The organism is Moorena sp. SIO2C4 (assembly GCF_010672485.1).
In the GTDB taxonomy this organism is placed as follows: Bacteria; Cyanobacteriota; Cyanobacteriia; order Cyanobacteriales; family Coleofasciculaceae; genus Moorena; species Moorena producens.
This window is the reverse complement of record NZ_JAAHGN010000070.1, coordinates 1-13864: the sequence shown is the minus strand read 5'-3', so window position 1 is coordinate 13864 and position 13864 is coordinate 1. Positions and strand designations below refer to the sequence as shown.

Below are 13864 nucleotides of genomic sequence, written 5' to 3'. Positions count from 1 at the left end.
GAATATATATACTCAGGGACTTTACCAGCCGATGCTCTTACCTATGTGAAGCGACAAGCAGATAATGATTTATATGAAGGATTGAAGGCTGGACAGTTTTGTTATGTATTGAACTCAAGACAGACTGGAAAATCTAGCTTACGAGTGCAAGTAATGCGTCGGCTTGAAGCAGATGGGGTTGCCTGTGCAGTAATTGATTTATCCATGGATGGTACTCAGCATGTCACTCTCGATCAATGGTATGCCAATATTGTCCGCTCTCTGGCTAGAGACTTCGACCTAGATATTAATTTACGCACTTGGTGGCGTGAGCGAGAAATGATATTTGCGGTGCGGCGATTGAGAGAATTTCTTGAAGAGGTTTTGCTCCAGCAAGTTACTCAAAATATTGTAATTTTTATTGATGAAATTGATAGCGTTCTTAGCCTCGATTTCCCCACTGATGATTTTTTCGCTTTTATTCGTGCCTGCTATAACCAACGTGTGGATAAGTCAGACTACCAACGCCTTACGTTTGCGCTACTTGGAGTAGCAACACCATCAGATTTAATTCAAGATAAAAAACGCACACCCTTTAATATTGGTCAGGCGATTCAGCTATATGGCTTTCAGTTGCACGAAGCACAGGGATTAGCGCAAGGATTACAAGGAAAAATTAGTAATCCCCAAGATGTCCTGAAACAGGTCTTGTACTGGAGTGGAGGTCAACCTTTTCTGACCCAAAAGCTTTGTAAACTCTTGTTGGATTCTGTATCTACTATCCCAACAGGTGGTGAGGCAGAGTGGGTTGATAAATTAGTGCGATCGCAAGTGATTGATGATTGGAAATCCCATGATAATCCGGAGCATCTTAAAACTATTCGCGATCGTCTTATTAAGAATGAACAACGGGCTGGGCGATTACTGGGATTGTATCAGCAAATTCTGCAACGGGGAGAAATTGCTTCTGATGACAGTTATGAACAAATAGAATTGCGGCTATCGGGATTAGTAGTTGAGAAGCAAGGAAAATTAAGGATTTATAACCGTATTTATCAAGCTGTTTTTAACCAAAATTGGGTAGATAAAGAATTAGCAAATTTGCGACCGTATAGTAATGAAATTGCTGCTTGGTTAGACTCCGATTGTCAGGATACATCCTGTCTTCTGCGAGGACAACAGTTACAGGATGCATTAAGATGGGCCCTGGGTAAAAGCTTAAGCCATCAAGATTATCAGTTTTTGACCACTAGCCAAGAATGGGAAAAGCGAGAATTTAAAAAGGCGTTAGAAGAAATTCAACGGTATTCAGAAGCCAGACGACAAGGGAAACTTAATCCAGCCCTAGCGGCTACCACTAAGGAAACTATCTATGAGTCTCTTGAACACCTGACCCCAGAAAGTTTCAAATATATTGTTTCCAACCTTGAATTGGACTTAGGAGTTTTTAATCAAACCTTATCCATGATGGATACTCTGCTAGACCGAGAAGGGTTTGATTCCATTTTCAATGAAATGTTACGGTCTATCACCTTCAAAACTGGCGAGATACTACAGGCAGATCGCACGACTATTTTTTTATTAGATGAAGCCAAAAATGAACTCTGGTCAATTGTGGCAAAGGGTGAAGGAGGAGACTCAGAAGAGATTCGGATGCCTGCGGATAAAGGGATTGCTGGTTATGTTGCTCAAACTAAGAAAACTGTCAATATTCCTTACGATTTATATAACGATACCCGTTCTAATACTGCTAAGGAATGGGATACCAAAACTGGATACCGTACTTATACCATGCTGGCTTTACCCTTACTAGATGATAAAGGAGATTTAGTGGCTGTTGTCCAATTACTAAATAAGTTAAAACAACCGCCAGTTTTAGACGCGCCCTTAGCTGATAAAATTGATTTAAAAGGCTTTACACCAGAGGATGAAAAACTTTTTGCGCAATTCGCCCGCTCGATTCAAATGATTCTTAAATCCTCTCGGTTATTTTATAAAGCAGCTCAGAAACAACGAATAGCTTCAGCATTGATAAATGCGACACAATCTCTGGGTAAAAGTAGCTTGGATCTAGAAGAAACTTTGAATAAAGTAATGAATCAGGCTCAAGAGCTAATGTCTGCTGATCGCAGCACAGTCTGGATGTTAGATGAGGAACAGGATGAATTATGGACAAAAATTACGGTTGCTGATGGCACATTAAAAGAAATTCGGATTCCCAAAGGAGCTGGCTTTGCTGGTCAAGTTGTTACCACTAAACAGCCACTGATAATTCCGTTTGATCTCTATGACCATCCCAATTCAGAAACTGCCAAACAAACTGATAGTCAAACCGGTTATCGCACCTGTAGTTTGTTAGGGATGCCTGTGTTTAATGTTGATAATCAATTAATTGCTGTTACCCAATTAGTCAATAAAAAGAAACAGGGCAATTTTCCCCCATACAATCCCGCCGATTGGCCAAACCCTCCCGATTGCTGGAAGGCAAGTTTTGATCGCAGGGATCAAGACTTGATGGAAGCATTTAATATTCAAGCGGGTGTAGCGCTCCAAAATGCCAAGCTATTTAGTAAAGTCAAGCAACAACAGCTAGAGCAGCGAGATTTGGTCTTTAATGTATCCAGTGGTGTAATTTTTACCAATAAAACTGGTCAGATTATTCTTGCCAATGATCACGCTAAGGATTTCATTGGTTTGAAAGATATTGAGGAGAAGTCTTTACGGGACTTGCTCCACATTAAAGAGGGCAATTTTTCCCAATGGTTCGATGTAGCATTAGCTGCCAAGACTGAAGAAGAACGTCGGCAAGATTATTCAGCTCAAACCTTAGTATCCCATAATACTCAAGCAGAACACAGTGTAAATCTATGTATTATCTCTTGTCCTGATGCTTCTGATGTTAATCAGATTTCTACTATCCTAGTAATTATTAATGATAGTGGTGATGAGAAACAAAAACAGGATCAGCAAAAGCTAGTGCGTAGTGTGTCTAGGGTCAGCAATCTTTATGGTTGAAATTATTTCATAATTAGAAATGATGTGGGTTGAATTAAGTGATGACTTTGGACTAGGACCTAATGATTTAAGGTAAGGGTTATGTTCTATGATACAACTGTAGATGCAAAACTCCTGAATTAAAAATGTCCATATTTATTGATTCAAATATTGATGAAACTGTAGATGCAAAACTCCTGAAAAGACAAATTATGACCAATTTAAAATCAATATTATGAGATACTTAAGCGTTTTTCTTCTTTTTTTATAAACTCCTTGATTCCTTCTAATTTATAAAAATCCTTGACTTTTTTTCCGTCGTTATCAAGAACTTTATACCGATATAGACCTGGGGGGCCAATACAACCATCATTTTCCATAACTAAATCATAGCCAAGTTCTTTGAGTTTATCATAACAGCTGTTATGCTCTTCAACATCAATTTTGTTATAATCAACATTACACTTAAATTTTGGCTTGACCTCAGCCTCTACTTTATCAGCTTTCTGAGCAATTTTTTCCTCTAGAGATTTTACCCTTGATTTAATATCGTTTAAGTCTTCTTGCATGTACTTATTCCTCCGGAATTGAATTTCATTCATTCAATGTAAATAGAGTTTCAGTAAGTGTTTGTGATATAAATCAACTTTTGCTCTGATCTTTATCACTGGAGTTTAGACTAATTCTCGTTCACCAGAAACTTGGCTTCCCTGCATCTCATATTTGAAAATTTTGCGTAGCGATGCAGCGCGGTCTTGGGGGTTTCCCCCATGAGCGACTGCATCAAGACAGGGTGTGTTAGGGGAGCCTTCATTTTTCGCCTCGTAGTCAGGGTTTGGATAGCCCGCCCCGTAACGCACCACCGTGTCAAACAGCAAAAATGAGATGCACCCCTTGGCTTCCCTTGAGTAGTCACATTGACTTACTCAACTGAAACCCTTGATAAATAGTTATTACAACAATTTTTAAACCACTTGTGCTCAGGCAGTGCTATGATGGAATTTTGTGTACACAAGACGAGTTGAAAAGTTTCGATAACGCAGCCCTAATCCAAACTCGGCAAAAAAGACAAATAATTAAATCGCTCAAGACTATCTCAAACACTCTTTGGTGCTTGAGGCATTGGTTTCTATTCCTAATTACTTTTTATCAAGTTTCGTTAAAACCCAAAATTTACTCTAAAGTCCAGTGAATTAAAAATGTCCGTATTTCTTGATTAAACTCTTGATTAAACTGTAGATGCAAAACCCCTGAATCAAAAATGTCAGTATTTCTTGATTAAACTCTTGATGAAACTGTAGATGCAAAACTCCTGAAACGATAAATTATCACCAATTTAAAATCAAGATTATCCGATGCTTAAGCCTTTTTAGGTTGTTTCTCTAAATAGTCCTTGACTCCTTTTAATGTATAAAATTCAGCGACTTTATTTTCGTCGTTATCAAGAACTTTATACCGATATAGATTGGGGGCTCCAATACAACCATCATTTTCTACAATCAACTGCTTATAGCCAAGTTCTTTTACTTTGTCATAACAGCTGTTATGCTCTTTAACATTAATGTTGTTATGATCAACATTACACTTAAATTTTGGCTTTACCCCAGCCTCGACTTTATCAGCTATCTGATCAACTTTTTCACCTATATCTTTTAGAGTTGATTTAATCTCGTTTAACTTTTCTAGCACCTACTTATTCCTCCGGAATTTAATTTCATTCATTTCATTCAATGTAAATAGAGTTTCAGTAAGTTATTGTGATCTGAATCAACTTCTGGCCTGTTCTTTATCACCGACATTCCATTTACAAAAAAACTTTTTATTCTGAAGGTAAGCGATAATATTTTTCTTTGAAGAGTGAATATAATCTCTTAAAAAAAGGCAATAGCCAATAGGCAATAGCCAATAGGCAATAGCCAATAGCCAATAGTTAATCAACTAGCGATGCATCGCTACTCCCTACTCCCTACTCCCAGGATGAAAGTATCTCACCCAATTGAGAACTGCTATAATGAATTGTCACTAGCTTGAAAAACCATCAAATGTTGGCTGGGTAAATCATTTTTGGTTTCTTGCCAAATTAAATTGACAGCTTCCATTTCTTTTTTAACTTGGTTCTGAGTCATTTTATGCAAGCCCTTAATAGGAATAAGTGGGTTTTCCTTGCGATATTCTACTAGCACAACTCTTCCCTCTGTTTTAAGAGCTTTAACAATCGATTCCATCATTTCTCGGGGATATTCAAGCTCATGGTAAACATCTACCATTAAGGCTAAATCAATGCTATTTTCAGGAAGTTTAGGGTCAGTAAAACTTCCTAATATTGTCTCGACGTTATTAACATTGTTGTCTTCTGTTAAAAAGTCAATAACGTCGATCATTTCTGGCTGAATGTCTACTGCTAATACTTTTCCTTCAGGTACCAACGGAGCGATTCGAAAGCTAAATTGAACCTCCCCAACCTAAGAGGATGGGGATTCCCAGGCACAATCTCTAAGAGACTGTTATCTCCATGGGCGTAACTTCCCCCCGCACCGGAGGTAGCTGAGTGGGGTCAATTCCCAGTTTTTTAAGACCCCGCAGTCTTATGTTTACTGCACCATTTACATCAGCGTCATCGTAATGACCACAGTTGGTACAGACAAACTTTTCCTTTTTTCTGTTTTCCTTACTGATGTGATGACATTTTGGACACCTTTGAGATGTGTGCTTGGGATTTATTTTTATTACTGGAATGCCTGACTTCGCAGCCACGACTTCAATCTTTTTCACCAGTTCTCCCCAAGCTGCATTAGAGATTGAGTGATTCAGCCCTCTTTTTGCTGATTGTCCATTGCGTTCATAGCCACCATTTTCATTAGGCTTAGGTAGAGAGCGAGATTTCATTGCCTTAATGTTCAAATCCTCGAATACCAAGGCATCTGTACCATCAACTAATTGATTAGCAACATCCCAGTGATAAGCAGTACGCTTATTTGTAATACGCTCATGGAGTGAGGCTACTTCAGCATAAGACTTCCCTCTGTTCTTAGACCCTTTCTTTTTCCTACTAGCTGCTTTATGCCTCAATTTCAGACGTCTTTCTCTGCGCCTAAAAAATTTTTGTTTAGCTGGGTTGGCTATTGTTTTTCCGCTAGAAATACTGACCAGCTTATTGATTCCCAGGTCACAACCCTTAACCTTCTGAGGACTAATCTCATCCTTCCCTTTTACTGACTGGGTTGGTATTGACTTATCTTCGATTTGAAGACTTACAAACCATCCACGAGCCTTCCGTCGAACAGTAACAGATTTTATATTGAATCCATCAGGGATAGGGCGAGAATTATGAAACCTCATCCAGCCAATCCCTGGGAGATATATGTTGTCCCCATTTAACTTGACTTGACCAGGGGCATATTTAAAACTTCTGAATCGTGACCTTCTCTTGGGTCTTGGGTATCCAGTTTCTCCTTTGAAGAATTTGGAAAAAGCAACATCTAATTGCCTCAAAGTCTGTTGCAAGACTGTTGAGTTGATTTTTTTATACCAGGGTCGCTGCTTCTTAAGAGTAGGAAGACTTGAGCTTTGAGCCTCGTATGCACTCCTTCTTGGATTTTTCTGACTATTTTTCCAGGGATAGCCTACAGAGTAATTTTTACTTACAGAACAGGTCAGTGGGCACGCCTCCCCACCACTTTTTAGGTCACAATAATTACCTAATCTTGGAGCTTTCGCCTGATCATAAGATTCATTTCTGTCTCTCAAGAGGTAGTTATACTGCGATCTCAACATATCAAGCCACTTCTTCATTGTGGCCTCTTGTTGTCGGTTTGGCTTTAATTTATAGACGTATCCCAGTTGCATAATTCGACCTCTTTGTTCATGCTATATTAATTATAGCTTCTGAGAATACGGATGTCAACAACATGGTAAAAAGATCTGGAAGACCTCCAATGCATGGGGAGGCAAAAAAGTCGCATACAGTCAGAACAACCGATGCTGCTTGGGATGGCCTAAAAAAGATGGCAGACAATGCGGGTCTAAATCTATCGGAATATTTAGAGGCTTTGGGGAAGACCGGTCGATTACCTTAGATATTTGTTCGCGTAGCGTGGCCTACGGCCAAGGGAAAGAATACCCCACCCCTGCGACGGGTGGGGTATTCTTTCCCTTCAAACTCCCCTATCTGATCAATTAGAAATTAACTATTTATAATTAACAAATTACTAAGGACCAGCAATAGAAAACCCCCGGCGAGTTGGTGGATTTTCTGCTAACTGCACCTTGAAAGTGACGCGATCGCTAATTTCACCGCTTTTTACTTCCAATGTCCAATCCCCAGGACCGAGAGGCCAAAAGAAGGAATTGGATGAGTTGGTAGTTAGCTTTTCACCATTCAACCACCACTCGACCGACTCAGACTTTAGCCCAGCCACCTTGAACTCTAGTCGTTGAACAGCACTGTTGCTATCTTGATCTGATTCAGTAGGGTAGAGCATGTACAAATCCCCCTCGCGAGGAGACAAAATTTTAAGTTTCCCTGGCGCTAGATTTACTTGAGGTTGTCTTGCTAACCACTCGTTGTACTCATCAGGTAAATTAACGATGTACTGGGGCGATTGGTGATTAGCTCCAACACTGGTGATCTGATAAAACGTATCGGATTGACGTTCGTAATCCTGGAGATCGTCTGGATAGAAGTATTCCTGGACAACAGTTGGACAAGCAGGAGTGGGACGCAAACCGGAAAGGGCACACACTGGACGTTGGACTAAACCGGGAGGAGCTTGAAACGGAGCAGGTTCTTGAGATTGATGCAGGTGTAACATAATCCGATGCCAGAGGGGAGCAGCACCAATCACCCCAGACACTTGTTCCATGGGCTCACCATTAAAATTGCCTACCCAAGTGGCAACGGTATAGTTTTTCGTGAATCCCACAGTCCAAGTATCTCGGAAATTAGAAGAGGTGCCAGTTTTAACGGCAGCGGGAAAAGGTAAATTCAGTACTGAATCGACACCAAACCCCTGAGCACGAGCTTGAGGGTCACTCAGTATATCTGTGATTAATGCCCAGGTTGAAAGGGTTGAATGTTGAAGGGTTGAATGTTGGAGGTTAGGAGGTTGGAGGTTAGGAGGTTGGAGGTTAGGAGGTTGAACGGTTGAATGTTGAACGGTTGAATGTTGTTCGCGTAGCGTGGCCTTTTGGCCAAGGTTGGGATGTTGTTTGCCTTTGGCGTTCCGGTAGGGTAGGTTAAATAGTGGGTTTTGCTTACTTGCTCGATGATCTGACAATTGTTTACTTCCCCCGCTTGCCTGTCTTTCCTGTCTTCCCTGTCTTCCTTGTTTTCGATAAACGGACAAATCATCCCTATTTGGCGAGGGGCTAGATAGGGTAGTGACAACGGATGTGGGTTGTCCAAGTCGTGCTAGGGTGAGGTAGGCGCGAGCTAGTTCCCAAAGACTAACTTCACCACTACCTAGGGTTAATCCTAATCCATAATGTTCTGGAGACTGGGTAAGGTGTTCAAAGCCTAGTTGATGTAAGTGCAACAGAAAGTTTGATACTCCAACTTTTTCCAATACCCTAACTGCTGGGATATTAAGGGAATTGGCTAGAGCAATACGAATGCGAACTGGTCCGAGGAAGGTTTCACTGTAATCGGTGGGACTGTAGAGTCTAGCTCCGGGAATGGCGTAATAGGTGGGGATGTCGGCTAAGACGGTGTTGGGACGAATAATGCGTTGCTCTAGAGCTAATTGATATAAAAAAGGCTTGAGGGTGGAACCGGGTTGACGTAGGGCTTGGACTCCGTCATTGCGTCCTAATTCAGCTTCGGAAAAGTAATCGGGAGAGCCGACATAGGCGTATACTTCACCGGATTTATTTTCAATGACTATAGCAGCAGCGTGATGGACATTTTTATGGGCAAGGTCGCGAACTACTTGCTGCACTTGGGCTTCAACAAATTCCTGTAGGGGACGGTCGATAGTAGTACGAATTTGGGAGGGATGCTCTGATGGTAATTGGTTGGCAACCAAGAATAAAAAGTGTGGCGCGGCAATTATTCCTTGCTGTCGAGGTAGTAGGGAAATGGCTTCCTCATAGGCTTGGTCTGCTTGAGTAGCGGTGATATAGCCATCTTCTACCATGCGCTTGAGCACATAGATTTGCCGCCGTTTGGCAGCATCCCAGTAATAATAAGGATTGAGATAATTAGGATTATTGGGTAGACCAGCTAATAGGCTGGCTTGAGCAACATTGAGTTCACTGGCGGGCATGCCAAAATAAATCCGAGCAGCAGCTTCTAAGCCATAGATATTGCCACCCATGGGGAGTCGGTTGATATAGGCTGCCAAGATTTCATCTTTACTCATCCCTGCTGCTAATCGCCAGGATAGCCAAATTTCTTGGAATTTGGCAGGTAGAGTGCGGGGGTTGGGTTCCAGCATCCGTGCCAGTTGCATGGTGATGGTGGAGGCACCACTGACAATGCGTTTCGCCTCAATGGCTTCAATTAGCGATCGCATAATTGCCCGCATCTCTAATGCCCCATGGTGATAAAACTCTCCATCTTCTGCGGCGAGAATAGCATGGATAAAGTGCGGGGAAATTTGATCGAGAGGCACAACCGCAGTATGGTCTTGGTCTCGACTGAGGATTGTGCCTAGGGATAAACCATTGCGGTCACGAAATTCTACCGCTAGGTCATCTTGAACTAAATCTTTAGCACGAATGGGAGCGAGATAGGGAAGCGTACGCACCGTGATACCAAGCAGCGCCAAGCCAAGGAATAGTTTTACAGCACGCCGATGTTTGGGATTCAGCCTCAACCACATTTTCTGTTTGATGATGTTAATCGAATTTCTCATCAGGGAAACAATCTTGTGTAGCTCATTACTATGAGAACCGTTATAACTCAATGGTTAGAGGAAGGCTGAGGTGGAAACCTGAGGTGATTAGAGCTTTGATCAAATAGTTAAATCAAACAAAGCATCGGAGCAATTTTACTGTATGTTTAAAGAACTATTAAGAAAACCTTGAATTAAACATGGATTTAAGAGTACAATTGGCGGAATCTCTGGATGAGACAACCTGGGACTTACTGATTCCTCATGTGAAACGAGATGCAGTATTGGTGGTGAATGAGGGACTGGATTTGTTGGATGTTGGGGTAGCGATCGCAAATGATGATGTGCTATCTGTCCAACATTGGATCAGTGAGCAGCTAATGCACAAGCCTTTACTTGAGCAACTCTCTAATTGGAACAGCAACCAGAACAAGCGGTTTCAGGCTCTGATTGTACAACCCTACGTACTGGTGCAAGAACTCTCAACGGACTTTACCAAAAAATTTGGGTAATCGCGCCCCGTCCTTATAGGACGGCTTTTTTTTAAACAATGGCCTTGACAGTTTGTACTAGGTGTGCTATTTTAAAAGTCTATAACAATAAACTAAAAAACTAGATAGATACTATCTAACCATAAGTAGGCAACGTAAAAAATATGTCTGTGATACATATTGCGTAATTTGGTCTAACGACTTAAAGGTCTATGAAAAATTTAGATAAAAAAAAGTATCTATCTATCTATATATAAAAAAGGTACGGTGGGGCACACCGAAACCTAGATCCATGATCAAGCACGCTTAGGTCGAATTGTCCTCTACTTTTTTTGGTTCCGACCTGCTATACGCAAGACAGCTCGTTGTTCGCGTAGCGTGGCCTACGGCCAAGTAAGAATCCCCGTTATTCTAGGACGGGGAGTGTCAATTGATTAACCTTTTCGAGGCTTGGCCTAATTCAGCCCCTGTATGACCTGTCGTCAACCACAGCAACGCCCTAGCCCCATCTCGCAAAGCTTTTTCAAAGGGTTCAGGAGACTTTCCGGAAGGAACAGGTAACGGCTTGAGAACAATTCCTCTACTGCCAAGCACGATATCACCAATCAAGCGAGCACGGCGCATATGATAGTCAGAAGTAATCAAATAGACACTATCGATGTCCTGAGCTTCTAACTGATCCACTAACGTGGTAAAGTTAGTCACCGTATCCACCGCTTTGTAGTCTAGGTGGAGGCGACTGACCTCAATTCCTTCCCGGGTAAATAACCGTTTAGCATATCCCTTCGGGCTGCCGGAAGATACCCAAATGTTGAGGTCTGGGTGCTTTATGGCAAATTTGGCAGCATATCTCTCCCGCGATTCAGATCCCCCTAAAACTAAGGCAACTTTTGGTTGCACTAAATAGCTTTCAATCCTTTTGTAACCAAACATCAGAGTCATTGCTAAAACGAGTGTCACCCATGGTATTAATTTAGCTTTATAGTTAGGGGCTGATGAGTGGGAGTGAATCCTGAAAATCATAACTCGAATGGATGTCGAATAGATAGATGGCGTTGTTTAACTCAAAGCGCAAGGAAAGCAGCTTTCTTTAGGGATTAGTCATTACTTGCTACTTGCTACTTGTTACTTGCTACTTGTTACTTGCTACTTGTTACTTGTTGATTGTTACTTGCTACTTGTTACTTGCTACTTGTTAATCAACAAAAACTAAAAAATTTAGAAAGATTTACCAATCAAGCTTAGTCTTGGTCCTTGACCGGAAAAACTGATGAAGGAATTGTCAACGCTAGCTGATAGAGTTGACGTCGGGGGAGTTGAGTTAGCTTAGCTAACTGACGACTCGCTTGGGATCGCGATACTCCCTGAGCCATAATCTCTGTCAATTGAGCTTCTAGTTCAGCTTTTGATAACATAGGCTTTTGTTGGGAAGCTCCACCAATTACTAGGGTAAACTCTCCCTTGGGTTCTAGCTGAGTAAAATGAGCGATCGCCTCCCCAATAGTTCCCCGCCAAAACTCCTCATGCAGTTTGGTTAATTCCCTAGCTAATACAATTCTACGATTTTCTCCCAAACAGTTTGCCAAATCTCGCAACGTATTAAGCACACGGTGAGGCCCTTCATACAAAATCAACGTTCTTGGTTCCCCCTTGAGAGAGTCTAAACGTTTTTTTCGACTTTGACCCTTGGTGGGTAAAAAGCCTTCAAACACAAATCGGTCTGTCGGTAGTCCCGCAGCACTTAATGCCGTAATTCCAGCAGTAGCACCTGGTATTGGCACTACCGATATCCCCTCCTCAATAACAGCCTTGACCAATTTATAGCCAGGGTCAGAAATGCCTGGCATCCCAGCATCCGTCACCAACGCAATGGTATTTCCTTGACCCAGGCGATTCAACAACTCGGGTAAACGCTGGTCGTGATTGTGTTCGTGGTAACTCACTTGCGGCGTTTTAATTTGAAAATGCTGCAATAGCTTCCCGGTATGGCGCGTATCTTCCGCAGCAATCAAATCCACCGATTGCAGAATTTCCACTGCCCGAAACGTCATATCCTGCAAATTACCAATTGGTGTTCCCACCACATAAAGCATTCCCACTTGTCTTCTTCGCCATCCCTTACGTCTTTGCGGTTAATCAACAAATCACGGGCTCCTACCCCAAAAGATGAAACAAGTCAGCCAGAATGGTATTCGAGAACAAAAACCCTTCCGGGTCAGTTAATCTCAACCCTCCCGCCACTGGTAACCTCTGACCATAGGTTAAATTAACCCTTTCGCCATTATCTCCCACAACCTCTACCCAGTTACAACCGTAGTATGGCAGCAAACCCATCCAAATCTGTTCCAGAATTTTTTCCCCAAACCTCTGAGCTAGCATAGATAGACTCAACCCCTCTGCCAAGCGTAGACCTAGCATTAGGGTTTCTAACAACACATCCTCTGAAGTCGTGGGTGAGCCATCCCAAACCCCACCCGCTTCTAGTAACTGTTCCACCCAAGCATCATACTCCCGCCTCGTGCGTGGTCTAGTGAACCGATATCCTTGAGTATAGCTAGCCGCACCCATGCCAAAACCGTAATAAGGGCGGTTTTCCCAATAGACCCGATTGTGACGGCATTGATGACCAGGCAAGGCATAGTTAGAAATTTCATAATGTTCGTACCCCACACTAGTAAACACCTGCTGTGCTAAGCGGTACATCATGACAGTGGTTTCATCAGTCGGTAACGGCTTAGTTCCAGAGGTGTACTGGCGGCCAAAGGCAGTCACAGGCTCAAGGACTAGGTCATAGCTGGAAATGTGGGTAGGGGCAATCTTGACCGTTATTTCCAGAGACTCCTGCCATTGTTCTAGGGTTTGAGCCGGTAGACCAGAGATTAAATCAAGACTAAATTCGGGAACCTCTACTTGATGGATCAGTTCGATAGCAGTGACTATATCTTTAGAGTCATGGGTACGGCCACAATTGCTCAATAATTTATCTTGAAATGCCTGAACCCCTAAGCTGACTCGATTGACCCCCAAATCTCGGTATCCCGTTAACTGATCCTTGTTGAAGGTTCCTGGATCCATCTCCATGGAAATCTCGGCATCAGCTGCAATTCCAAAGCGCCTGTCCAAGGTGTCGAGGATTTTGGCTAGTTGTTCAACTGTCAGCAGAGAGGGGGTTCCACCTCCAAAGAAAACTGTGTCTAAACTGCTTGTGGTCGGTGGAGTGATATTAATTTCCTGACATAACACCTCGACATACTGGTCAATCATGCTAGAGGTACTCTGTGTGGCCTTATCCCCTACCACAGAGACTGGAAAATCACAGTAATAGCATCGGCGTCGGCAAAAGGGAATATGAACATAGGCGGCACTGACTCTTAAAGAATCGCAATCTTTCTCAGAATTATGTAATAAATTGACCACGGGCTTTTTACGGTAATACTTCAATCAGGTAAGCCAATCCGACCGTTGGGATGAACAGTTATTAATTAAATAAATTTTTTATTAGTTTTGTGATCATCTTTTGGCTAACCTCAATCTCCTCCGGAGCGAGATTCCCCCCTTAAGAAGAGA

At 42.2% G+C, this 13864-nt stretch carries 11 protein-coding genes and 1 pseudogene; 3 read left to right on the top strand and 9 right to left on the bottom strand.

Features of this window, described 5'->3' with window-relative positions; genetic code table 11:
* Positions 1–2994, top strand: a 2994-nt coding sequence (locus tag F6K20_RS06320; RefSeq protein ID WP_353736730.1) for an AAA-like domain-containing protein, incomplete at its 5' end; no start/stop codon positions are given.
* Positions 2995–3206: 212 nt separating this feature from the next.
* On the opposite strand, the gene F6K20_RS06315 is transcribed toward F6K20_RS06320, so the two are convergent.
* From F6K20_RS06315 to F6K20_RS06295, 5 genes and pseudogenes are all read right to left on the bottom strand, one after another.
* Positions 3207–3542 (bottom strand): hypothetical protein, encoded by a 336-nt coding sequence (locus F6K20_RS06315; RefSeq protein WP_008187850.1) that lies wholly within the window; start codon positions 3540–3542, stop codon positions 3207–3209.
* Positions 3543–3647: 105 nt separating this feature from the next.
* Entirely contained in the window at positions 3648–3851 is a 204-nt protein-coding gene (locus tag F6K20_RS06310; RefSeq protein WP_131827223.1) for a hypothetical protein, read from the bottom strand.
* Positions 3852–4332: 481 nt separating this feature from the next.
* The gene (locus F6K20_RS06305) at positions 4333–4662 is read right to left on the bottom strand and encodes a hypothetical protein (protein ID WP_008187854.1); all 330 of its coding nucleotides are present in this window, start codon (positions 4660–4662) and stop codon (positions 4333–4335) included.
* A 317-nt stretch (positions 4663–4979) separates the two neighbouring features.
* Positions 4980–5432, bottom strand: a pseudogene (locus F6K20_RS06300) (class I SAM-dependent methyltransferase); the annotation flags it as partial.
* Between the two features lie 34 nt (positions 5433–5466).
* Positions 5467–6819: an RNA-guided endonuclease InsQ/TnpB family protein gene (locus F6K20_RS06295; RefSeq protein WP_071105959.1), complete on the bottom strand. Its 1353-nt coding sequence runs from the start codon at positions 6817–6819 to the stop codon at positions 5467–5469.
* Between the two features lie 62 nt (positions 6820–6881).
* Between F6K20_RS06295 and F6K20_RS06290 the strand changes: the two genes are divergently transcribed.
* Complete coding sequence (locus F6K20_RS06290) at positions 6882–7049, top strand: hypothetical protein (protein ID WP_193431512.1); 168 nt, start codon at positions 6882–6884, stop codon at positions 7047–7049.
* Positions 7050–7181: 132 nt separating this feature from the next.
* Here F6K20_RS06290 and F6K20_RS06285 read toward each other — a convergent pair whose 3' ends face one another.
* Positions 7182–9827, bottom strand: coding sequence for a transglycosylase domain-containing protein (locus F6K20_RS06285; RefSeq protein ID WP_083373892.1), 2646 nt, complete (start codon positions 9825–9827; stop codon positions 7182–7184).
* Between the two features lie 179 nt (positions 9828–10006).
* Here F6K20_RS06285 and F6K20_RS06280 point away from each other — a divergent pair, with 179 nt between their 5' ends.
* The gene (locus F6K20_RS06280; RefSeq protein WP_008187864.1) at positions 10007–10318 is read left to right on the top strand and encodes a DUF2288 domain-containing protein; all 312 of its coding nucleotides are present in this window, start codon (positions 10007–10009) and stop codon (positions 10316–10318) included.
* 405 nt (positions 10319–10723) lie between these two features.
* Here F6K20_RS06280 and F6K20_RS06275 read toward each other — a convergent pair whose 3' ends face one another.
* From F6K20_RS06275 to hemW, 3 genes are all read right to left on the bottom strand, one after another.
* Positions 10724–11320 carry a YdcF family protein gene (locus tag F6K20_RS06275; protein WP_008187866.1) on the bottom strand — a complete coding sequence of 199 codons (597 nt, stop codon included), beginning with the start codon at positions 11318–11320 and terminating at the stop codon, positions 10724–10726.
* A 218-nt stretch (positions 11321–11538) separates the two neighbouring features.
* Positions 11539–12390, bottom strand: a complete 852-nt coding sequence (gene rsmI / locus F6K20_RS06270) for a 16S rRNA (cytidine(1402)-2'-O)-methyltransferase (RefSeq protein ID WP_008187868.1) — start codon at positions 12388–12390, stop codon at positions 11539–11541.
* A gap of 61 nt (positions 12391–12451) precedes the next feature.
* The gene (gene hemW / locus F6K20_RS06265; RefSeq protein ID WP_044494242.1) at positions 12452–13714 is read right to left on the bottom strand and encodes a radical SAM family heme chaperone HemW; all 1263 of its coding nucleotides are present in this window, start codon (positions 13712–13714) and stop codon (positions 12452–12454) included.
* Between the last annotated feature and the right edge of the window lie 150 nt (positions 13715–13864).

Bases quoted from the DNA above. Each gene is read 5' to 3' on its own strand.
- rsmI (WP_008187868.1), bottom strand. From the start codon at position 12,390: ATGCTTTATGTGGTGGGAACACCAATTGGTAATTTGCAGGATATGACG.
- F6K20_RS06290 (WP_193431512.1), top strand. From the start codon at position 6,882: ATGGTAAAAAGATCTGGAAGACCTCCAATGCATGGGGAGGCAAAAAAG.
- F6K20_RS06280 (WP_008187864.1), top strand. From the start codon at position 10,007: ATGGATTTAAGAGTACAATTGGCGGAATCTCTGGATGAGACAACCTGG.
- F6K20_RS06295 (WP_071105959.1), bottom strand. From the start codon at position 6,819: ATGCAACTGGGATACGTCTATAAATTAAAGCCAAACCGACAACAAGAG.
- F6K20_RS06315 (WP_008187850.1), bottom strand. From the start codon at position 3,542: ATGCAAGAAGACTTAAACGATATTAAATCAAGGGTAAAATCTCTAGAG.
- F6K20_RS06275 (WP_008187866.1), bottom strand. From the start codon at position 11,320: ATGATTTTCAGGATTCACTCCCACTCATCAGCCCCTAACTATAAAGCT.
- F6K20_RS06285 (WP_083373892.1), bottom strand. From the start codon at position 9,827: ATGAGAAATTCGATTAACATCATCAAACAGAAAATGTGGTTGAGGCTG.